Source organism: Rhizobacter sp. P5_C2, from assembly GCF_054049715.1.
Genome location: NZ_JBFULV010000012.1, coordinates 60,308 through 82,151, shown reverse-complemented (window position 1 = coordinate 82,151; position 21,844 = coordinate 60,308). Strand labels below are relative to the sequence as shown.

Here is a 21,844-nt window from a genome sequence, read left to right as displayed (position 1 = left end):
GAATGCTCCTCGACTGGATTTCGCTCGCGCTCCTCGTTCTCGTCCTGCTGTTGTTGCTCTGGCTCGCGCTGCGGCGGCCCGACCAAGGCACCGATCACTTCGAACGGCTCGAGCGCGGCCTGCGCGACGACGTGGCCCGCAGCGCCCAGGGCACGCGGCAGGAGCTGGGCCAGACGCTCGCCAGCTTCCAGCAGACACTGCTGGCGCAACAAGGCGACGTGGCGCGCACGCAGAACGAGCAGATCGACAGCTTTCGCACCCAGCTCGCCGCCACGCAGCAGGCACAGGAAGCCACGCTGGCGCGGTTGGCCGAGCAGCAGGCCAACGCGCTGAAGCGCTTCGCCGACACGCTGGGCGACCAGCTGCGCTCGCTGTCGCAATCGAACGACCAGCGCCTGACCGAGATGCGCGGCGCGGTCGAGCAGAAGCTGTCGGCGATCCAGGCCGACAACGAGAAGAAGCTCGAGCAGATGCGCGCCACCGTCGACGAGAAGCTGCACGCCACGCTCGAGCAGCGCCTGGGCGAGAGCTTCAAGCTGGTCGCCGACCGGCTCGACCAGGTGCACAAGGGCCTGGGCGAGATGCAGAACCTGGCGCGCGACGTCGGCTCGCTGAACCGGGTGCTGACCAACGTCAAGACGCGCGGCATCTTCGGCGAGGTGCAGCTGGCCGGCCTGCTGGAGCAGGTGTTCACGCCGGAGCAGTACGCGGTCAACGTCGAGACGGTGCCGGGCAGCGGCGCGCGGGTCGAGTTCGCGATCCGGTTGCCGGGCCAGCGGGCCGACGGCGTGCCGTTGTGGCTGCCGATCGACGCCAAGTTCCCGCGCGAGGACTACGAACGATTGCTGGATGCGCAGGACCGCGCCGACCCGGTGGCGGTCGAGGTGGCCGCGAAGGCGATCGAGACGCGGCTGCGGCTCGAGGCCCGGTCCATCCACGACAAGTACGTGGCGCCGCCGCACACCACCGACTTCGCGATCCTGTTCGTGCCGACCGAGGGCTTGTACGCCGAGGCGCTGCGCCGGCCGGGGCTGGTCGAATCGCTGCAGCGCGAATACCACGTGATGCTGGCCGGGCCGACCACGCTGCTGGCCACGCTGAACAGCCTGCAGATGGGCTTTCGCACGCTGGCGCTGGAGAAGCGTTCGGTCGAAGTGTGGGAGGTGCTGGGCGCGGTGAAGACCGAGTTCGCGAAGTTCGGCGACGTGCTCGCGAAGACCAAGAAGAAGCTCGACGAAGCCAGCAACACCATCGACCAGGCGCAGACGCGGGCCAACGTGATGGCGCGCAAGCTGAAGTCGGTCGAGGCGGTCACCGAGACGCATGCGCAGGCGCTGTTGCCGCTGGCGCTGCCGCGCGACGACGACGCCATCGTCCCCGATCTTCCGGAGAGCGATGCCTAGACGATGGCCAAATTCTCCCGCCCGCTGCTCGCACTGATCCTTGGTCAGATCAGCTTGCATTCCTGCATGGCCGGCGTGCGGATGGCCGCGCCGCTGCAGGCGCTGAAGCAAGGGCAGGCGGAGTGGACGGTCGGCCTGCTGATGGCCTTGTTCGCCGCGGCGCCGGTGCTGCTCTCGCTGCCGGCCGGGCGGCTGGCCGACCGCCACGGCTACCACGTGCCGATGCGGCTGGGGGTGGTGCTGTCGCTCGCCGGCGGCACCATCGCCGCGCTCAGCAGCCACTACCTCGCGATGTGCCTGGCGGCCATCCTGACCGGCGCCGGCTCGAACTTCGGGCTGATCACGATCCAGCGCACCGCCGGCCGCATGGCCACCGACGCGACCGAGCGCATCCGCGTCTTCAGTTGGCTCGGGCTGGCGCCGGCCTTGTCGAACGTCGTCGGTCCGGTGACGGCCGGCCTGTTGATCGACCTGATGGGCTTCCGCTTCGCGTTCGCGGTGCTGATGCTGATGCCGCTGGCCGCGATGGTGTCGGCGCGCTACGTGCCGGCCGAGGCCGACGTGCCGCGTGCCACCACGGCGACCGCGCACCAAGGCTCGTGGGACCTGCTGCGCTCACCGGCGTTGCGCCGGCTGCTGCTGGTGAACTGGCTGCTGTCGGCCAGCTGGGACGTGCATTCCTTCGTCGTGCCGATCCTCGGGCATGAGCGCGGCATGAGCGCCGGCGCGATCGGGGTGGTGCTCGGCCTGTTCGCGGTCTCGGTGGCGGGGGTGCGGCTGCTGATCCCGATCCTGGCGCACCGCCTGAGCGAATCGCAGGTGCTGACCGGCGCGATGTTGTGGGTCGCGGTGATCTTCGGCGTCTACCCGTTCGTGCACTCGGCGTGGTTGATGGCCTGCTGTGCCTCGCTGCTCGGGCTGGCGCTCGGGGCGGTGCAGCCGATGGTGATGTCGACGCTGCACCACATCACGCCGCACGAACGGCATGGCGAGGCGATCGCGTTCCGTTCGATGGCGCTGAACGGGTCGAGCACCGTGATGCCGCTGCTGTTCGGCGTGTTCGGCGCGGCGCTGGGGGCCGCGTCGCTGTTCTGGATGATGGGGCTGGCGGTCGGTGCCGGCAGTTGGCAAGCCCGCCAGATCCGGTGAGCGTTCCTAGAACTTGATCCCGGCCGGGTTGCTGCCGCTGTCTCCCGACGACGACTGCTGCGGCTGCGCGGCCGGCGCATTGCCGTTCTGCGGCGTGCTCGCCTTCACCGCCTGCTTCGGCTCGGTCAGCGGCGTTGCGCTGCCCTGCGGGAAGTTGGCCGGCAGCTTCGATTCCTTCGGGTACGCCGCGGCATCGAGGTAGCTGTTCCAGTCCTCACGCTGGAAGCCGCGCAGCACCTGGGACCCGACGGTCATCGCCGGCAGGTCGCGGGAGCCTGTGATGCGCTGCAGCGCGTCGCCGTCTTCCTTGGTCGCGATCGACTTCTCGGCGAACGGGATGCCGCGCTGGCGCAGCATCTGCCGGGCCGTGTCGCAGGGCTGGCAATCCTTGGTGCCGTACAGCGTCACCGGATAGCGTTGCGCGACCTGGCGCAGCTCGTAGGGCAGCGCGACGTCGTCGGACACGCCGCCACTGCTGTTGACCGACTGCACCTTGTTGTCGGGGCTGACCGCCGGCCGGTCGGTGTAGGTGATCTTGCCGTCGGGGCCGACCACCTTGTACAGCGCGTGCGCCGGCAGCGCGGTGAACATCGCGGCCAGCAGCACGGGCGCCGCCAGGCTGAAGGTGCGGGAAATGGATCGTGTCATGGGGAAGGCTCCAACAACGCTGAATGTGTTTGCGTCCGAATTTACTTCATCAAGGCCGGCTCGCCTAAGCCATGCCTTGGTGTCGCAACAACGCATCGATCTTCGGCTCGCGGCCGCGGAAGGCCTTGAAGCTCTCCATCGCCGGGCGGCTGCCGCCCGCCTCGAGGATGGCCTGGCGGTAGCGCCGCCCGGTGGCGATGTCGAATGCACCGGCCTCTTCGAAGGCGCTCCAGGCGTCGGCGCTCAGCACTTCGGCCCACTTGTAGCTGTAGTAGCCGGCCGCGTAACCGCCGGAAAAAATGTGTGAGAAGCCGTGCTGGAAGCGGTTGAAGCGCGGCGGCACCAGCACCGCGACCTCGGCGCGCACCTCGTCGAGCAGCTTCTGGATGTCGGCCTGCGAGCCCGGCTCGGCATGCAGGCGCATGTCGAACAGCGAGAGCTCGATCTGGCGCAGCGTCTGCAGCCCGCTCTGGAAGTTCTTCGCGGCCAGCATCTTGTCGAACAGCGCGCGCGGCAGCGGCTCGCCGGTGTCGACGTGGGCGGTCAGCCGCTTCAGCACGTCCCACTCCCAGCAGAAGTTCTCCATGAACTGGCTGGGCAGCTCGACCGCATCCCACTCGACGCCCGAGATGCCGGCCACGCCGACATCGTTCACCTGCGTCAGCATGTGGTGCAGGCCGTGGCCGAACTCGTGGAACAGCGTCGTCACGTCGTCGTGCGTCAGCAGCGCCGGGCGGCGCTTGCCGTCGACCTCGACCGGCGACGCGAAGTTGCACACCAGGTGCGCCACCGGCGTCTGCGTGCGGCCGTCGGGGCGCGCCCAGCGGCCGCAGACGTCGTCCATCCACGCGCCGGGCCGCTTGCCGGGGCGGGCATACGGGTCGAGGTAGAACTGCCCGACCAGCTCGCCCTGTCGCTCGATGCGGAAGAAGCGCACGCCCGCGTGCCAGACCGGCGCGCTGTCGGCGCGGATGCTCACTTCGAACAGCGTCTCGATGATGCGGAACAGCCCGTCGAGCACCTTGGTCTCGGTGAAGTACGGCTTGACCTCCTGGTCGCTGAACGCGTAGCGGCTTTCCTTCAGCTTCTCGCTCGCGTACGGGAAGTCCCAGGCCTGCAGCTCGTCGAGCCCGAGTTCGCTGCGCGCGAAGGCACGCAGCTCGGCGAGGTCGCGCTCGGCATACGGGCGGGCGCGCTGCGCCAGGTCGCGCAGGAAGGTGGTGACCTGCAGCGGCGAATCGGCCATCTTCGGCACCAGCGACACCTCGGCAAAGCTCGCATAGCCGAGCAGGCGCGCTTCTTCCTGGCGCAGGTCGAGCAGCTCGCGCATCACCGCGCTGTTGTCGAGCGCGGCGGGGCCGGCCTCGCTCGCGCGGGTCACGTAGGCCAGGTACAGCTTCTCGCGCAGCGCGCGGTTGCTGCCGTACTGCATCACCGGGAAGTAGCTCGGGAAATGCAGCGTGATCTTGTGGCCGGGCTTGCCTTCGGCCTCGGCGGCGGCGCGGGCCGCGGCGATCACGTCGGCGGGCACGCCGGCCAGTTCGGCCTCGTCGACGTACAGCGCGAAGCCGTCGGTCGCGTCGAGCACGTGCTCGGAGTAGCTTTGCGACAGCGCGGCCAGGCGGTCCTGGATCTGCGCGTAGCGGTCGCGGTCGGCGCCCTTCAGCTCGGCGCCCGACAGCACGAAGTCGCGCATCGCGTTCGACAGCGCCTGCCGACGCGGCGCGCTGAGCGTGGCGGCGGCCGGGGAGTGCGCGATCTGCTTGTACTTCGCGTAGAGGCGCTCGTCGGCACCGAGCCGGGTGTGGAATTCGGTGACGGCCGGCAGCTGCTCGTTGTAGGCGGCGCGCAGCTCCGGCGTGTCGGCCACCGCGGTCAGGTGGTGCACCGCACCCCAGGCGCGGCCCAGGCGTTCGGTCGCGACGTCGAGCACCGCCGACATCGCGTCGTAGTCGGCCGGCACCGCATCGCTGGTGACCTTGTCGAGGGCTTCCTCGGCCTCGGTCAGCAACTGCGCCATCGCCGGCGCGACGTGCCCGGCGCGGATCGCCGAGAAGTCGAGCAGCGCATCGGGAACCAGCAGTGGATTGATCTCGTTCATTGTTTTCTCCCTTTCAAGGTTTCAACCCTGCGCGAATCGCTCCGCGGCCTCCAGGGTGTTGACCAGGAGCATCGCACGGGTCATGGGTCCGACGCCACCCGGTACCGGCGTGATCCAGCCTGCCACGTGCGAGACGCCGTCGAAATCCACATCGCCGGCGAGCTTGCCGTCATCCTTGCGGTTCATGCCCACGTCGATCACCACCGCGCCCGGCTTGACCATGCCGGCGGTGAGCACATTGCGCTTGCCGACCGCCGCGACGACGACATCGGCCTGGCGCGTGTGAAGGCCGATGTCGGGCGTCCCGCTGTGGCAGATGGTGACGGTGGCGTTGGCCTGCAAGAGCAGCAGGGCCATCGGCTTGCCGACGGTGTTGCTGCGGCCGATCACCACCGCGGTCTTGCCGCGCAGGTCGGTGCCGAGGCTGGTCGTGGCGATCAGCTTCATGCAGCCGTACGGCGTGCATGGCAGGAAGCCCGGGCGGCCAACCATCAGTGCGCCGGCGCTCTGCACGTGGAAGCCGTCGACGTCCTTCAGCGGCGAGATCGCCTCGATGACCTTCTGCGGATCGATGTGCCTGGGCAGCGGCATCTGCACCAGGATGCCGTGGATCGCCGGATCGGCGTTCAGCGCGGCGATGCGCGCCAGCAGCTCGGTCTCGGGCAGCGAGGCGTCGTACTTCTCGAGCACCGAGCGCACGCCGCTGGTCTCGCAGTCGTTGACCTTGTGCTTCACGTAGACCTGCGAGGCCGGGTCGTCGCCGACCAGGATCACCGCCAGGCCGGGCCGGTGGCCGCGGGCGGTGAGGGCGGCGGCGCGTTGCGCGACCTCGGCGCGAACCTGCTTGGCGAGGGCGTTGCCGTCGATCAGTTGTGCGGTCATGGGGTGGGCTCCAGAAACGAAAAAGGCCGCTTCGGTAGCGGCCTTCGGGATGGGGCGGGTGTCAGGCCTTGGCTTGCGCGCCCAGGGCGATCTTCAGCAGGTCGGCCACCGTGTTGGCATTCAGCTTCTCCATGATGTTGGCGCGGTGCGCCTCGACCGTCTTGATGCTGATGCCCAGGTCGTCGGCGATCTGCTTGTTGAGCCGGCCGGCGACGATGCGCTCGAGCACCTGCGCCTCGCGGGTGGTCAGGCGCGACAGCAGCGCATCGCGGCTGGCGGCTTCCTGGTGGTGCGAGAACGCACTGCGGGCCTGGTCGAGCATGCGCTCGACGAGGCCGAGCAGTTCTTCTTCCTTGAAGGGTTTCTCGATGAAGTCCATCGCGCCCTTCTTCATCGTCGTGACCGCCATCGGCACGTCGCCGTGGCCGGTAATGAAGACGACCGGCAGCGGCGACTTGCGCTCGAGCAGGCGGTCTTGCAGTTCGAGGCCGCTCATGCCGTCCATGCGGATGTCGGCGATCAGGCAGGCGACCTCGCGGGGATCGAAGCGGGACAGGAACGATTCGGAGGAATCGAAGCACTTGACGCGGTAGTCCTTGCCCTCGAGCAGCCACTGCAACGAGTCGCGCACGGCTTCGTCGTCGTCGACCACATAGACCGTGCCTTTTTTCGGGATCAAGCTCATCGAAGCAGTCTCATGGCAGCGCCGGCTCCAGGCCGGCAGATTTGGCGGTTTCCACAGGCAGCGTGAAGCTGAAGCGGCACCCGACGGCGAGGTCGCCATTGTAGAGGTTCTGTGCCCGGATACGGCCGCGGTGGCTCTCGATGATCGAGCGGCACAGGGACAACCCGATGCCCAGGCCTTCGGCCTTGGTCGAGAAGAAGGCCTCGTAGAGCCGCGCGATCACTTCCTCCTTCAGCCCGGGGCCGTTGTCGGTCACGCTGAACTCGATCACGCCGCCTTCTTCGGGCGTGTGCTTGGGCACCACGCGCATCTCGATGTTGCGGCGCGACTGCGGCAGCTGCGCCATGTCGATCGCCTCGGCCGCGTTCTTCAGCAGGTTCAGCACCACCTGCTCGATCAGGATCGGGTCGACCATCAGCGTCGGCAGGCGCTGCGCGACGTAGACGTGCACCGCCACGTTGCGCCGGCGCAGCTCGATGTTGGCCAGCTCCACCGCGTCTTCGATGATGCTCTGCGCCTGTGCCGGCTGGCGCTGCGGCTCGCTGCGCTTCACGAAGGCGCGGATGCGCCGGATGATCTGCCCGGCGCGTTCGGCCTGGCGGGCGGTCTTCTCGAGCGCGGCGATCAGGTCGTCCTTCTGGATCGCGTCGCCCTTCACGCGCGAGACCATGCCGTTGCAGTAGTTTGTGATCGCGGTCAGCGGCTGGTTCAGCTCGTGCGCGACCGACGAGGCCATCTCGCCCATCGTCACCAGCCGGCTCGTCACCTGCGCCTTCTCGGCCTGCTGTGCGGCCTGCGTCTCGGCATTGCGGCGGCCGGTGATGTCGGTGGCGATCAGCATCTGCGCGAGCCGCCCGTCGGTCCACTGCAGGTAGCGCGCGCGCACGTCGAACCACTTCTGCAGCGGCTCGATGAAGACCTCGCGCGCGTCGGAGCCGACCTCGGTCAGCTCCTGCGTCGGCAGGCCGCCGAAGCTGTCGACCGAATCGCCGTCGTCGCCGAAGGCCGAGAGCCCGCCGATCACCGGCAGCCCGGGGTCGCCGCCGGCCAGCAGCGCATGGCCGCGCGCATCGGCGCCGAACCACAGCCGGTACGAGCGGTTCGCGAACAGCAGCTCGCCCTGCTGCACCGACAGCACCGACACCGCGGCATCCAGCCCCTCGAGCACGGTGGTGAAGCGCTCGTGCGAGGCCGACAGCTGGTCGCGCACCCGCTTGGCTTCGGTGATGTTGGTCATCGAGGTCATCCAGCCGGTCTGCAGCCCTTTCGGGTCGATCAGCGGCGAGACGTACATGCGCGCGTCGAACTGCGATTCGTCCTTGCGCATCACCTTCACCTCGATGCCGCCGGCGGGGCTGCGGCCCTGCAGCTCCTGCTGCAGCAGGCGGGTGTTCTCGTCGATGCGCTCCGGCGGCCAGTGCGGGAAGGGCGGCACGCGGCCGATCAGCTCGGCCTCGCTGAAGCCGGTCATCGCGCAGAAGGCCGGGTTCACGTAGGTGATGCGGCCTTCCATGTCCATCGCGCGCATGCCGGTCAGCATCGAGTTTTCCATCGCGCGCCGGAAGTTCGTCTCCGACACCAGCGTGCTCTGGATCTGCAGCCGCCGGCGCATGTGGCGCCAGGTGCCGAGCAGCATCCACACCGTCAGCACCGACAGCGCGGCGACCATCCAGAACAGCGTGTTGCTGATCAGCCCGATCGAGGTGCGGTAGCCCTGGCCGCGCAGCACCAGGCCGTTGCCGGCCGGCGCGAGCGGCACGTCGTGCACGATGGTGGTGGCCGAGCGGCGGTTCTGCTGGCCGGGCATCGGCGTCACGGTGCTCGCGAGCACGCGGTCCTGGCTGTCGACCAGCGTCACCGAATGGCGCGTCGAGACCTCGGCCGGGATGAAGTAGCGCATCAGCGACTCGATCGAGTACTCGGCGATCAGCGTGCCCGAGAACGCGCTGCGGTCGAGCAGCGGCACCTGCACCTGGAACACCGCGGCGCCGTACAGGTCGGTGAACGGGCGCGAGTACACCGGCTGGCGCAGGTCGCGCGCCGCGGTGAAGGCGGCCTCGGGCCCGGTCTTCGCGCCTTCCTTGGGCACCGAGGTGCTGCTCTCCTCGCCGCCGAAGCCGCTTTCGGGGTGGAAGCCGGTGGCGGCGTAGCCGGCGCGGCGGGCGCGGTTGGCGCCGACCCAGATCAGGTTCGTGATCTCGGGGCGCTCGCGCGTGAAGCTGGCGGCCTGGCCGAGGAACTCGTCCTGGTCGATGGTGCGGGTCGCGATCTCGCGCGCGATGCGCACCAGCTGCTCCTGGTTCTCGATCAGCCGCAGCCGGATCTGCTGCTGCGCGATCTCGGTGTCGCGCTTGACCGATTCCTGCTCACGCTCGAATTCCTCGTTGCGCAGGTACCAGAAGGCCAGGATGATCGCCGCCAGGAACAGCAGCACCGACACCAGCGGACCCAGCGTCGCGAAGCGGTCCTGGCGGGCGAGCGACTGGCGCCGCCACCAGAGGCCGAACATTCTCTGCGCCGCACCGGGAAGAGGGGCACTGCGCGGAGGAGGGTTGTTCAACGGATGCATGGAGCGATTATCGAGGGCAGGCCCGGATGTGCCCGTCCGGAGGGACCCGGGCATCAGGAAATCCCACAATACGAAACGATCTCGCGCAATTTGGAAAGCTTTTTGAGTTGTGCGACACTGCCGCCGCCCCAAAAAAGTTGAACCTTACGGAGACAAGCATGGCTGCAAACCCGGAGTCTTTCCTCGGCGCATCGGCGAACGATGCCGACTCGCAGGAAACCCGCGAATGGCTGGACGCCCTGTCGGCGGTGATCGGTGCCGAAGGCGGTGAGCGCGCGCATTTCCTGCTCGAGCAGCTGATCGACCACGCCCGGCAGGCCGGCATCGACGTGCCGTTCTCCGCGAACACCGCGTACGTCAACACCATCCCGGTCGACCAGGAGGAGCATTCCCCCGGCAACGTCGACATCGAGGAGCGCCTGCGCGCCTACATGCGCTGGAACGCGATGGCGATGGTGGTCAAGGCGAACCGCCTGCACCCGGCCGACGGCGGCGACCTGGGCGGCCACATCTCGTCGTTCGCGTCGCTCGCGACGATGTTCGGCACCGGCTTCAACCACTTCTGGCATGCCGAGAGCGAAGGCCATGGCGGCGACCTGCTGTACATCCAGGGCCACTCGTCGCCCGGCGTCTACGCCCGCGCGTACATGGAAGGCCGGCTGACCGAGGAGCAGCTGCTGAACTTCCGCCAGGAGGTCGACGGCAAGGGCATCTCGAGCTACCCGCACCCGAAGCTGATGCCCGAGTTCTGGCAGTTCCCGACCGTCTCGATGGGCCTGGGCCCGCTGATGGCGATCTACCAGGCGCGCTTCCTGAAGTACCTGCATGCCCGCGGCATCGCGAACACCGAGAACCGCAAGGTGTGGGTGTTCTGCGGCGACGGCGAGATGGACGAACCCGAATCGCTCGGCGCGATCGGCCTGGCCGCGCGCGAGAAGCTCGACAACCTGATCTTCGTCGTCAACTGCAACCTGCAGCGCCTGGACGGCCCGGTGCGCGGCAACGGCAAGATCATCCAGGAGCTCGAAGGCGAGTTCCGCGGTGCCGGCTGGAACGTCATCAAGCTGCTGTGGGGCAGCTACTGGGATCCGCTGCTCGCGAAGGACAAGGACGGCATCCTGCGCAAGGTGATGATGGACACCGTCGACGGCGACTACCAGGCCTTCAAGGCGAACGACGGCGCGTTCGTGCGCAAGAACTTCTTCGGCCGCCATCCGAAGATGCTCGAGATGGTCGCGAAGATGAGCGACGACGAGGTCTGGCGCCTGCAGCGCGGCGGCCACGATCCGCACAAGGTCTATGCCGCGTACGACCGCGCGACCAAGCACAAGGGCCAGCCGACGGTGATGCTGATCAAGACCGTCAAGGGCTTCGGCATGGGCAAGATCGGCGAAGGCAAGAACACCGCCCACCAGACCAAGAAGCTGGTCGACGACGACGTGCGCGCCTTCCGCGACCGCTTCAACATCCCGATCCCGGACGACAAGCTCGCCGAGATCCCGTTCTACAAGCCGGCCGACGACACGCCGGAGATGCAGTACCTGCACGCCCGCCGCAAGGCGCTGGGCGGCTACCTGCCGCACCGCCGCACCAAGGCTGACGAGCAACTGAAGGTGCCCGACCTGGAGACCTTCAAGGCGGTGCTCGAGCCGACCGCCGAAGGGCGCGAGATCTCGACCACGCAGGCCTACGTGCGCTTCCTGACGCAGCTGCTGCGCGACAAGGAACTCGGCCCGCGCGCGGTGCCCATCCTCGTCGACGAGGCGCGCACCTTCGGCATGGAAGGCCTGTTCCGCCAGATCGGCATCTACAACCCCGCGGGGCAGCAGTACACGCCGGTCGACAAGGACCAGGTGATGTACTACCGCGAGGACAAGGCCGGCCAGATCCTGCAGGAAGGCATCAACGAGGCCGGCGGCATGAGCAGCTGGATCGCCGCGGCCACGTCGTACTCGACGAACAACCGCATCATGGTGCCGTTCTACGTGTACTACTCGATGTTCGGCTTCCAGCGCATCGGCGACCTGGCCTGGGCCGCCGGCGACATGCAGGCGCGCGGCTTCCTGCTGGGCGGCACCTCGGGCCGCACGACGCTGAACGGCGAAGGCCTGCAGCACGAAGACGGCCACAGCCACATCCTGGCCGGCACGATCCCGAACTGCATCAGCTACGACCCGACCTTCGCGCACGAGGTCGGCGTGATCCTGCACCATGGCCTGAAGCGCATGGTCGAGAAGCAGGAGAACGTCTACTACTACCTGACGCTGCTGAACGAGAACTACCCGATGCCGGGCCTGAAGGCCGGCACCGAAGAGCAGATCATCAAGGGCATGTACCTGCTGGAAGAGGGCGCGAAGAAGACCCCGCGCGTGAACCTGCTCGGCTCGGGCACGATCCTGCGCGAGTCGATCGCCGCGAAGGAGCTGCTGTCCAAGGACTGGGGCGTGTCGGCCAACATCTGGAGCTGCCCGAGCTTCAACGAGCTGGCGCGCGACGGCCAGGACTGCGACCGCTGGAACCTGCTGCACCCGACCGAGACACCGCGCGTGCCCTTCGTCGCGCAGCAGCTCGACAAGTACGCCGGGCCGGTGATCGCGTCGACCGACTACATGAAGAACTACGCCGACCAGATCCGCGCCTTCATCCCGAAGGGCCGCAGCTACAAGGTGCTGGGCACCGACGGGTTCGGCCGCAGCGATTTCCGCAGCAAGCTGCGCGAGCACTTCGAGGTGAACCGCCACTACATCGTCGTCGCCGCGCTGAAGGCGCTGACCGACGAGGGCACGGTGCCGGCGGCCAAGGTGGCCGAGGCCATCAAGAAGTACGGCATCAACGCTGACAAGATCAACCCGCTGTACGCCTGAACGGCTACGCCACAAGAACACGCCGGAGACCCAGCATGGCATTGGTGGAAGTGAAAGTCCCCGACATCGGCGACTTCAAGGATGTCGAGATCATCGAGTTGCTCGTGAAGCCGGGCGACACCGTGAAGGCCGAGCAGTCGCTCGTCACGGTGGAGAGCGACAAGGCCTCGATGGAGATCCCGTCGTCGCACGCGGGCGTCGTGAAGGAGCTGAAGGTCAAGCTCGGCGACAAGATCAACGAGGGCACGTTGCTGCTGGTGGTCGAGGCGGCGGGAGCACCTCCCGCTGCGGCAGCGCCCACCACCGCCGCGGCTGCGCCCACCCCCGTTCGGGCTGAGCCTGTCGAAGCCCCTGCGCAACCTGCGAGCGGCACTTCGACAAGCTCAGTGCGAACGGAAGTGGTCGACGTGGTGATCCCCGACATCGGCGACTTCGACGAGGTCGCGGTGATCGAGGTCTTCATCAAGCCGGGCGACACGATCAAGGCCGAGCAATCGCTGATCACGGTCGAGAGCGACAAGGCGTCGATGGAGATCCCGTCCTCGCACGCAGGCGTCGTGAAGGACCTGAAGGTGAAGGTCGGCGACAAGGTCAAGAAGGGCTCGCTGATCGCGACGGTGCAGGCCGCTGCCGGCAGTGCGCCCGCGGCTGCCGCTCCCGCCCCCGTTCGGGCTGAGCCTGTCGAAGCCCCTGCGCAAGCCGCGAGCAACCCTTCGACAAGCTCAGGGCGAACGGACGGTGGTGCGGTGCGAACGGAAGTTCCCGCCCACGAGCCGTCGGTGCTCAAGACCGACCTCCCGCACGCCTCCCCCAGCATCCGCAAGTTCGCCCGCGAACTCGGCGTGCCGCTGGAAGAGGTGAAGGGCAGCGGGCCCAAGGGCCGCATCACGCAGGACGACGTGCAGGCCTTCGTGAAGACCGTGATGGCCGGCGGCCAGCAGACCAAGGCGCAGGCAGCGAAGGCCCCGGCCGGCGGCGCGGCGGCTTCCGGTGGTGCCGGCTTCCCCGGCCTGCTGCCGTGGCCGCAGGTCGACTTCACCAAGTTCGGTCCGGTCGAGCGCAAGGACCTCTCGCGCATCAAGAAGATCAGCGGCGCCAACCTGCACCGCAACTGGGTGATGATCCCGCACGTCACCAACCATGACGATGCCGACATCACCGAGCTCGAAGCGTTCCGCGTGCAGCTGAACAAGGAGAACGAGAAGTCGGGCGTCAAGGTCACGATGCTCGCCTTCCTGATCAAGGCCTGCGTCGCGGCGCTGAAGAAGTTCCCCGAGTTCAACGCCTCGCTCGACGGCGACCAGCTGGTGCTGAAGCAGTACGTGCACGTCGGCTTCGCGGCCGACACGCCGAACGGGCTGATGGTTCCGGTGATCCGGGATGCCGACAAGAAGGGCATCCTGCAGATCAGCAAGGAGATGAGCGAGCTCGCCGGCAAGGCGCGCGAGGGCAAGCTGGCACCGGCCGAGATGACCGGCGGCTGCTTCTCGATCAGCTCGCTGGGCGGCATCGGCGGCACCTACTTCACGCCGATCATCAACGCGCCCGAGGTGGCGATCCTCGGCGTGTGCAAGTCGGCGACGCGCCCGGTGTGGGACGGCAAGGCCTTCCAGCCGCGCCTGATCCTGCCGTTGAGCCTGAGCTGGGACCACCGGGTGATCGACGGCGCCTCGGCCGCGCGCTTCAACACCTACCTCGCGCAGATCCTGGCCGACTTCCGCCGCGTCCTGCTTTGAGCGGATCCACGCCATGACGACCGTGGTGGTGGTTCGCAAGGGAACCCAGGTGGCGCTGGCGTCCGACAGCCTCGTGACCTTCGGGGACACGCGGCTGGCGCACGGCTACGAAGAGAACGAGAAGCTGTTCCGTGTCGGCGATTCGTGGGTCGGCATGGCCGGCACCACCGCGCACTTCCCGGTGCTGCGGCGGGTGCTGAACAGCCTGCCGCCCGACGACCTGAAGCTGCATTCGCGCGACGAGGTGTTCGACACCTTCCTGAAGGTGCACCCGAAGCTGAAGGAGACCTTCTTCCTGAACCCGAAGGAAGAAGACGCCGACCCGTACGAGAGCTCGCAGTTCACCGCGCTGATCGTCAACGCGACCGGCATCTACGGCGTGTACTCGTACCGCGAGGTGTTCGAGTTCGATCGCTTCTGGGCGATCGGCTCGGGCCGTGCGTTCGCGCTTGGCGCGATGTACGCCGCTTACGGCAGCAAGCTGACGGCGCGCGAGATCGCCGAGCTGGGCGTGCGCGCCGGCTGCGAATTCGACAAGAACTCGGCCGGGCCGATCAAGGCCCACACGATCAAACTGAAGGCGAAAGACTGAGCATGGCACTGATCGACATCAAGGTCCCGGACATCGGCGACTTCAAGGACGTGGCCATCATCGAGCTGCTGGTCAAGCCCGGCGACACGGTGAAGGCGGAGCAGTCGCTGATCACGGTGGAGAGCGACAAGGCCTCGATGGAGATTCCGTCGTCGCATGCCGGCGTCGTGAAGGACGTCAAGGTGAAGGTGGGGGATGTGGTGAACCAGGGGACGGTGATGCTGTCGCTGGAAGCCAGTGAATCCGTTCGGGCTGAGCCTGTCGAAGCCCCCGCCGCGAAGGCCGCCGCTGCCACGCCTGCAAGCCCTTCGACAAGCTCAGGGCGAACGGAGGGGGCTCCGGCAACGCCGGCACCTCAGGCCTCCAGCTTCTCCGGCACGGCCGACCTCGAATGCGACATGCTCGTGCTCGGTGCCGGCCCCGGTGGCTACTCGGCCGCGTTCCGCGCCGCCGACCTCGGCCTGAAGACGGTGATGATCGAGCGCTTCGCCACGCTGGGCGGCGTGTGCCTGAACGTCGGCTGCATCCCGTCGAAGGCGCTGTTGCACGTCGCGTCGGTGATGGACGAGGTCAAGCACTTCGACTCACTCGGCATCGGCTTCCAGGCCCCGAGCGTCGACCTCGGCAAGCTGCTCAAGCACAAGGAAAAGGTCGTCGGCAAGCTGACCAACGGCCTGACCGCGATGGCCAAGATGCGCAAGGTGACGGTGGTGCAGGGCACGGCCGAGTTCGCCGACCCGCACCACATCACCGTCGCGCTCGCCAAAGGCGGCACGCAGACCATCCGTTTCAAGCGCGCGATCATCGCGGCCGGCTCCGAGGCGGTGAAGCTGCCGTTCCTGCCGAAGGACGATCCGCGCATCGTCACGTCCACCGGCGCGCTCGAGCTGCGCCAGAACCCGAAGCGCATGCTGATCATCGGCGGCGGCATCATCGGGCTGGAGATGGGCACGGTGTATTCGTCGCTCGGCGCGCGGCTCGACGTGGTCGAGATGCTCGATGGCCTGATGCAGGGCGCCGACCGCGACCTCGTGAAGGTGTGGCAGAAGATGAACGCGCCGCGCTTCGACAACATCATGCTGAAGACGAAGACCGTCGGCGCCGAGGCGACGAAGGACGGCATCCTGGTGCGCTTCGAGGGCGAGGGCGCGCCGAAGGAGCCGCAGCTGTACGACCTGGTGCTGCAGGCGGTGGGCCGCGTGCCGAACGGCAAGCGCATCGGTGCCGACAAGGCCGGCGTGGTGGTCGGCGAGCGCGGCTTCATCCCGGTCGACGTGCAGATGCGCACCAACGTGCCGCACATCTTCGCGATCGGCGACATCGTCGGCCAGCCGATGCTGGCGCACAAGGCGACGCATGAGGGGCATGTGGCGGCCGAGGTCGCGGCCGGTGAGCAACTCGGCGACGACCACCTCGCGAAGACCACGTTCATCGCGCGCGTGATCCCGAGCGTGGCCTACACCGATCCGGAAGTAGCGTGGGTCGGCGTGACCGAAGACGAAGCCAAGGCCCAGGGGCTGAAGGTCAAGAAGGGCTTGTTCCCGTGGAACGCCTCGGGCCGGGCGATCGCGAACACCCGCGACGAGGGCTTCACGAAGCTGCTGTTCGACGAGACGACGCACGCGATCGTCGGTGGCGGCATCGTCGGCACGCATGCGGGCGACATGGTCGGCGAGATTGCGCTGGCGATCGAGATGGGGGCGGATGCGGTGGACATCGGCCGCACGATCCACCCGCACCCGACGCTCGGCGAGACGATCGGTTTGGCGGCCGAGGCCTTTGAAGGCGCCTGCACCGACTTGCCTCCTGTGAAGCGGTAGGTTCCTTGTTGTTCGCGCGTCTGCGCTTGCAAAGGCGCGGGTGGGGAGGCTGTGGCTCGCCGGCCGGTGCGGTCTTCGCCCCTCTCGGGGCGAAGACTTCCCTCCGCTGACTGGTTTCATGGCCCGTCGCCGAAACTCCCGCCACTCACTTCGTTCGTTGTGGTCAAACAGTCGGCGACAGTCAGTTCACGATCGCGCTGCGCGCGGGGCCATGAAACCAGCCAGCTCCGGCGCCCCGTCCCTATTGGCGCTCCACAGCCTCCCCACCCGCGCCTTTGCGGGCACCGCCCCTCTGTGTTTGGGGGAAAAGACTGAAGTGACCGACGAGCGCGCGGGCGCTCGCGTGCTCGTCGGTCACTTCAGTCTTTTCCCCCCCAACAAGAGCGGCTGGTGGTTAGCGGCGGGTGAGGGGATGGGCTGGGGGCGATTTCTGAGGCGACGAAGAAGCTTGGCTTCGGGGGTGGCGCGCGCCAGCGCGCTTCGTAGACTGACTCATCGCCACTGTTTGACCACAACGAACGAAGTGAGTGGAGGGAGTTTGGCGATGCACCCACGGAGCCGAGCTTCTTCGTGGAGTCGGCCCGCCAGGGCCGACCGCCTCGGCATGAGCCCCCAGCCCATCCCCTCACCCGCCGCGACGCGCCGAGGCGCGCCAGACAGAACTCAGAGGTTGCTCTCTCTGGTGATGAACCACTGCCCGTCGATCAGCTGCCAGGTCACCGACTTCATCGCGACGTCGGAATAGCCGTTCGACTGATACGTCTGCTTGAAGCGGGTCTGCGTGACGCCCGGGCCCATCGGCTTCACATCGATGTTCTCGAGCTTCACGCCGAGCGGGCCGGTCTTCGACAGCATCGCCTGGCGGCGTGCCTTCCAGGCGGCGACCGAGCCTTGCGCCGGCGTGAAGCCGGGCGCGTAGAAGCCGAGGTAGCGCGGCAGGTCCTTGGCCTCCCAGGCCGCCGCCCAGTCGTTCAGGCGCGGCAGCGGTGTACTGCCTGCGGGCGCAGCCACCACCGCCGGCGTCGAGACGCCCCCCGCGATCGGCGTCGCCGGCGCGGTGCCCGAGACAGCCCGCTTCGACAGCGCCTCGAAATCGATCGGCGGCGACACGATGGTGTCGGCCGGGCAGCGCGTCGGCGCATCACCGTCGGCCGACCAGCCGCTCGCGTCGTCCGGCGCCTCGGGCGCGCTCTGGTCGCGCGCCAGCCCGAGCTGTGCGCTCAGCTGGTTCATCGACGCCTGCGTGCGCACGTAGGCGATGCCCAGGTCGTATTCGGCATTCGCGTACGAGCGCTTGGCGGTGTACAGCTCGTTCTCGGCGTTCAACAGATCGAGCAGGCTGCGCTGGCCGATGTCGAACTGCTGGCGGTAGGCGTCGCGTGCCTTCTCGATCGCGATCGTGTTGCGGTCGAGGTAGTTCAGCTGGTCGACCAGCTTGCGGGTGTCGTTGTAGGCGATCGCCACGACCTGGCGCACGTCGCGGCAGGCCTTGTCGCGCTGGTCTTCGGCCTGCGTCAGCAGCTTGGTCTGCTGGCGCACGCGGGCCTGGTCGGAGCCGCCGTTGAACAGGTTCCAGTTCAGCACGATCTCGGCGGTGCTGTCGCGGCGCTGGTCCTGCACGCCGTCGAAGTTGCGGCCGGCCCCGGCGCGCACGCGGGCTTCGACCTTCGGCTGGTAGGCGCTCTCGCGCAGCGAGACCAGCGAGCGCGCCGAGCGCAGCGATTCGACCGTGGCGCTGATCGTCGGGCTGCGGCGGATCGCCTCGGCCGCTGCATCGTTCGCGGTCGCGGGGATCGCCTGGCGCAGCGGCGCGGGCAGCGGCAGCGACGCCGGCGGCGCCTCGCCGACCACGCGCTGGTAGCGGGCCGACACGTCGTGCAGGTTCGACACCTCGGTCGACAGGTTGGATTCGGCCAGCGCGAGCCGCGCGGCAGCCTGCTCGAGGTCGACCCCGCGGCCGACGCCGGCGCGCACGCGCGAATTGATCTGGTTGAAGGCGCCGCGGTGCTGCACGAAGTTGTCTTCGGCCAGCGTCACCAGGCGGCGGTAGCGCAGCACGTCGTAGTAGGCGCGGGCCGCCTCGAGCGCGGTCTGCTCGGTGACGTCGACCACCTCGAAGTAGCGGGCCAGCCGTTCGTGGCCGAGGCGGCTCACGTCCTTGCTGGTGCCCAGCCCGTCCCACAGCAGCTGCGTCAGCGTCAGTGCGGCGCCGCTGCGGCTGATCGACTGGCTCTCGGGCGTGCGCGAATCGATGCTGTCGCGATCGCGGCCGACGTTGGCGCTCAGGTCGAGGCGGGGGTAGAAGCCGCCGCGCGATGCATCGATCGCATCGGATGCGGCGCGGTAGGCATTGAAACGGCCGGTGACGTCCGGGTTGGAGGAGACCGCCTTCTGGGCGGCTGCCTTCAAGGCGTCGTTGCTCTGCGCGAGGGCGGGGCCGGTGCACGCCAGTGCGGCAGCGGCGGTGGTGAGCAAGCGCTTGGTCTTCAACTGCATCGTGATCCTGTCTCTCTGAGCGAACCCATCGTGAAACTCGATGGGAGTGTAGTGGCCGCGCTACAACTGCTCCCCCGGGCGGGTCAGGGCGACACCGGGGCAGAGACAGTATTTCACGCAACCCGTACAGAGAGCAGCGTTTTTGCAACAAGTTCTCACAGACTGCAGGGCTCCGTTGCGTCATGGCGGGGGGAACTCAAGTCAACGCGCACGATGACGACATCCTTAGGTCGGGCCTACTCCATTGGATGCACTTGCACAGCGCTGAACCGAATCCCGACGTGATGTCTTGCCGCCGGCCACGCCGCGGCATCGTCGCGTGGGCGATGGCGGTGGCGCTCGTGCTCGCGGGCATGCCGTCGGGCGCATGGGACGCCGACCGCATGTTGACCGCCGCGCAGCGCATCTCGCCGCGCGCGGTCGATGGCGTGCGCGCGCTGCAGCCGATGCTGGCCGCCGCCCAGGCGCTGGACGAGCCGGCCAGGCTGCAGGCGGTCAACGAGTTCTTCAACCGCCGCGTGCTGTTCCGCGACGACACCGAGGTCTGGGGCCAGGTCGACTACTGGGCCAGCCCGCTCGAGACGCTGGGCAAGGGCGCCGGCGACTGCGAGGACTACGCGATCGCGAAGTACTTCAGCCTGCTCGCGCTCGGCGTGCCGACCGCCAAGCTGCGGCTCGTCTACGTGCGCGCGCAGATCGGCGGGCCGAACGGCGTCGTGCAGGCGCACATGGTGCTCGCGTGGTACGCCGCCCCCGACGCCGAGCCGCTGATTCTCGACAACCTGATCACCGACGTGCGCCCCGCCTCGCGGCGCCCGGACCTGACCCCCGTCTTCAGCTTCAACAGCGACGGCCTGTGGCAGGGCGTCGGCGCACAGGCCGCGGGCGATCCGTCGGTGCGCCTGTCGCGCTGGCGCGAAGTGCTTGCGAAGGCACGTGCCGAGGGGTTCCAATGAGTTTCCGAACGAGGGAGAGAGCATGTCGCTGATTCGTCAGATCTGGTTGCTGCTGCTGGGCACGGTGCTGCTCGCCTTCGCCGGCAGCGTGACCGTCGCGGTCGAATCGGCGCGCGGCTACCTGCAGACGCAGCTCGGCGTGAAGAACACCGACAACGCGACCGCGCTCGCGCTCGCGCTGTCGCAGCAGCATGGCGACAAGGAGCTGATGAACCTGCTGCTGTCGGCGCAGTTCGACAGCGGCTACTACAGCCGCATCCGCTTCGTCGCGAGCGATGGCAGCGTCGCGTTCCAGCGCGAGACCTCCGGCGCTCCTCGCGAGGCGCCCGGCTGGTTCGTTCGCCTGGTGCCGATCAGCGCCGAGCCCGGCGTGGCCCAGGTGTCCGACGGCTGGCGCGCGCTCGGCCGCGTCGAGCTGATCAGCCAGAGCGGCTATGCGCACGACGAGCTGTGGCGCAGCAGCCTGTGGTCGGCGCTGGCGCTCGGGCTGGTCGGGCTGCTGGCGGGCGGGGTGGGCACGCTGGTGGTCCAGCGCATCCGCCGGCCGCTCGATTCGGTGGTGGGCCAGGCGCAGGCGCTGGTGCGCGGCGAGTTCGTCACCGTGCCCGAGCCCGGCGTGCCCGAACTGCGCCGCGTGACGCAGGCGATGAACACGATGGTGGGGCGGCTGCGCATCACGTTCCAGGCACAGGCCGAGCAGCTGGAAGGGCTGCGCCAGCAGGCCAACTGCGATCGGCTGACCGGCCTGTCGAACCGGGCGCACTTTCTCGGCCAGCTGGCGGTGACGCTGCAGCGCGAGGACGGCACCGCCGAGGGCGGGCTGGTGCTGCTGCGCATGCTGGACCTCGCCGACCTGAACCGTGCGCTCGGCCATGCCGAGACCGACCGCATGATCACCACCGTGGCGCAGGCGCTGCGGCCGTACGGCGACCGCGTGAAGGGCTGCTTCATCGGCCGCCTGAACGGCTCCGACTTCGCGCTGTGCCTGCCGGTGGCCGGCATGGCACGCGAGACCGCGCAGGCGCTGGCCGACGCGCTGAGCCTGGTGCTGCCGAACCTCAGCGCCGAAGCGGGCGTCAGCGTCGGCGCGGTCGAACTGCGCCGCGAGATGACGATGGCCCAGGTGATGAGCGAGGCCGACGCCGCGCTGGCGCGGGCCGAGAGCCGCGGCCCGTTCGCGGTGGAGCTGGGCGGCGAGGGCGGCCCGAGCGTCGCGATGCTGGGCGAGGGCGCGTGGCGCCAGCGCATCCGCGACGCGATCGGGCAGCAGCGCGCCCACCTGGTCAGCTTCCCGCTGGTCAACGTGCGCAAGGACCTGATCCACCTGGAGTGCCCGTTGCGCCTGCAACTGGAGCCGAACGGCACGTACGAGCCGGCCGCGCGCTGGCTGCCGCTGGCGATCCGCAGCCGGCTCACGGTCGACATCGACGAATGCGCGCTCGCGCTCGCGCTGCGCGATGCGGCGCGCGACGGCAAGCCGCGCTGCGTGAACCTGTCGCCGTCGTCGCTGTCCGACAGCGGCTTCTCGGCGCGGCTGCGCGCGCTGCTGTGGAACGCGCCGCAGGTGGCGCGGCTGATCTGGCTCGAGGTGGCCGAGAGCGCGGCTGTGGAGCACTTCGGGCTGCTGCAGGAGCTGGGCCGGCAACTGCGCCCGACCGGCATCCGGCTCGGGCTCGAGCATGCCGGCGAGCGGCTGGGCAAGATCCCGCGGCTGTTCGAGGCCGGGCTCGACTACGTGAAGCTCGACGCGGCCATCGTGCAGGGCGTGGGCAGCGACGAGAACCGCGCCGCCTTCGTGCGCGGCACGGTGACGCTGCTGCACGGGCTGTCGCTGCAGGTGTATGCCGAGGGCGTCAGCAGCGCCGCCGATGCGCAGCGCCTGTGGGACTGCGGCATCGACGGGGCCACCGGGCCGTGGATCAGCGAGAACTCCTGACCCGCAG

At 68.5% G+C, this 21,844-nt stretch carries 14 protein-coding genes; 8 read left to right on the top strand and 6 right to left on the bottom strand.

What is annotated here, in order from left to right; genetic code table 11:
* The first annotated feature begins 2 nt into the window (after nucleotides 1-2).
* Entirely contained in the window at nucleotides 3-1,403 is a 1,401-nt protein-coding gene (locus ACXJLU_RS06415) for a DNA recombination protein RmuC (protein ID WP_457329609.1), read from the top strand.
* Nucleotides 1,404-1,406: 3 nt separating this feature from the next.
* Nucleotides 1,407-2,552 carry an MFS transporter gene (locus tag ACXJLU_RS06410; protein WP_457329608.1) on the top strand — a complete coding sequence of 382 codons (1,146 nt, stop codon included), beginning with the start codon at nucleotides 1,407-1,409 and terminating at the stop codon, nucleotides 2,550-2,552.
* Between the two features lie 6 nt (nucleotides 2,553-2,558).
* On the opposite strand, the gene ACXJLU_RS06405 is transcribed toward ACXJLU_RS06410, so the two are convergent.
* From ACXJLU_RS06405 to ACXJLU_RS06385, 5 genes are all read right to left on the bottom strand, one after another.
* Nucleotides 2,559-3,200, bottom strand: coding sequence for a glutaredoxin family protein (locus tag ACXJLU_RS06405; protein WP_457329607.1), 642 nt, complete (start codon nucleotides 3,198-3,200; stop codon nucleotides 2,559-2,561).
* Nucleotides 3,201-3,264: 64 nt separating this feature from the next.
* Nucleotides 3,265-5,301 carry a M3 family metallopeptidase gene (locus ACXJLU_RS06400; RefSeq protein ID WP_457329606.1) on the bottom strand — a complete coding sequence of 679 codons (2,037 nt, stop codon included), beginning with the start codon at nucleotides 5,299-5,301 and terminating at the stop codon, nucleotides 3,265-3,267.
* 21 nt (nucleotides 5,302-5,322) lie between these two features.
* Nucleotides 5,323-6,183, bottom strand: coding sequence for a bifunctional methylenetetrahydrofolate dehydrogenase/methenyltetrahydrofolate cyclohydrolase FolD (folD, locus tag ACXJLU_RS06395; protein ID WP_457329605.1), 861 nt, complete (start codon nucleotides 6,181-6,183; stop codon nucleotides 5,323-5,325).
* 61 nt (nucleotides 6,184-6,244) lie between these two features.
* Nucleotides 6,245-6,868 carry a response regulator transcription factor gene (locus tag ACXJLU_RS06390; RefSeq protein WP_047510729.1) on the bottom strand — a complete coding sequence of 208 codons (624 nt, stop codon included), beginning with the start codon at nucleotides 6,866-6,868 and terminating at the stop codon, nucleotides 6,245-6,247.
* Nucleotides 6,869-6,878: 10 nt separating this feature from the next.
* Nucleotides 6,879-9,437: a PAS domain S-box protein gene (locus ACXJLU_RS06385; RefSeq protein WP_073467463.1), complete on the bottom strand. Its 2,559-nt coding sequence runs from the start codon at nucleotides 9,435-9,437 to the stop codon at nucleotides 6,879-6,881.
* 158 nt (nucleotides 9,438-9,595) lie between these two features.
* Between ACXJLU_RS06385 and aceE the strand changes: the two genes are divergently transcribed.
* The 4 genes from aceE to lpdA are packed head-to-tail and all read left to right on the top strand — an operon-like array spanning nucleotide 9,596 to nucleotide 16,449.
* Complete coding sequence (gene aceE / locus ACXJLU_RS06380; protein ID WP_457329604.1) at nucleotides 9,596-12,301, top strand: pyruvate dehydrogenase (acetyl-transferring), homodimeric type; 2,706 nt, start codon at nucleotides 9,596-9,598, stop codon at nucleotides 12,299-12,301.
* A 35-nt stretch (nucleotides 12,302-12,336) separates the two neighbouring features.
* On the top strand, nucleotides 12,337-14,037 hold the full coding sequence (gene aceF / locus ACXJLU_RS06375; RefSeq protein WP_457329603.1) for a dihydrolipoyllysine-residue acetyltransferase: 1,701 nt from the start codon (nucleotides 12,337-12,339) through the stop codon (nucleotides 14,035-14,037).
* A 13-nt stretch (nucleotides 14,038-14,050) separates the two neighbouring features.
* Entirely contained in the window at nucleotides 14,051-14,629 is a 579-nt protein-coding gene (locus ACXJLU_RS06370; protein WP_457329602.1) for an Ntn hydrolase family protein, read from the top strand.
* 2 nt (nucleotides 14,630-14,631) lie between these two features.
* Nucleotides 14,632-16,449, top strand: a complete 1,818-nt coding sequence (lpdA, locus tag ACXJLU_RS06365) for a dihydrolipoyl dehydrogenase (RefSeq protein ID WP_457329600.1) — start codon at nucleotides 14,632-14,634, stop codon at nucleotides 16,447-16,449.
* 663 nt (nucleotides 16,450-17,112) lie between these two features.
* On the opposite strand, the gene ACXJLU_RS06360 is transcribed toward lpdA, so the two are convergent.
* Nucleotides 17,113-18,945: a TolC family outer membrane protein gene (locus ACXJLU_RS06360; protein WP_457329599.1), complete on the bottom strand. Its 1,833-nt coding sequence runs from the start codon at nucleotides 18,943-18,945 to the stop codon at nucleotides 17,113-17,115.
* A 284-nt stretch (nucleotides 18,946-19,229) separates the two neighbouring features.
* Here ACXJLU_RS06360 and ACXJLU_RS06355 point away from each other — a divergent pair, with 284 nt between their 5' ends.
* Both ACXJLU_RS06355 and ACXJLU_RS06350 read left to right on the top strand, forming a co-directional pair.
* A complete protein-coding gene (locus tag ACXJLU_RS06355) occupies nucleotides 19,230-19,901 on the top strand; it encodes a transglutaminase-like cysteine peptidase (protein ID WP_457329628.1) in 672 nt (223 codons plus the stop codon).
* A 22-nt stretch (nucleotides 19,902-19,923) separates the two neighbouring features.
* Nucleotides 19,924-21,837 carry an EAL domain-containing protein gene (locus ACXJLU_RS06350; RefSeq protein ID WP_457329598.1) on the top strand — a complete coding sequence of 638 codons (1,914 nt, stop codon included), beginning with the start codon at nucleotides 19,924-19,926 and terminating at the stop codon, nucleotides 21,835-21,837.
* Nucleotides 21,838-21,844 lie beyond the last annotated feature (7 nt).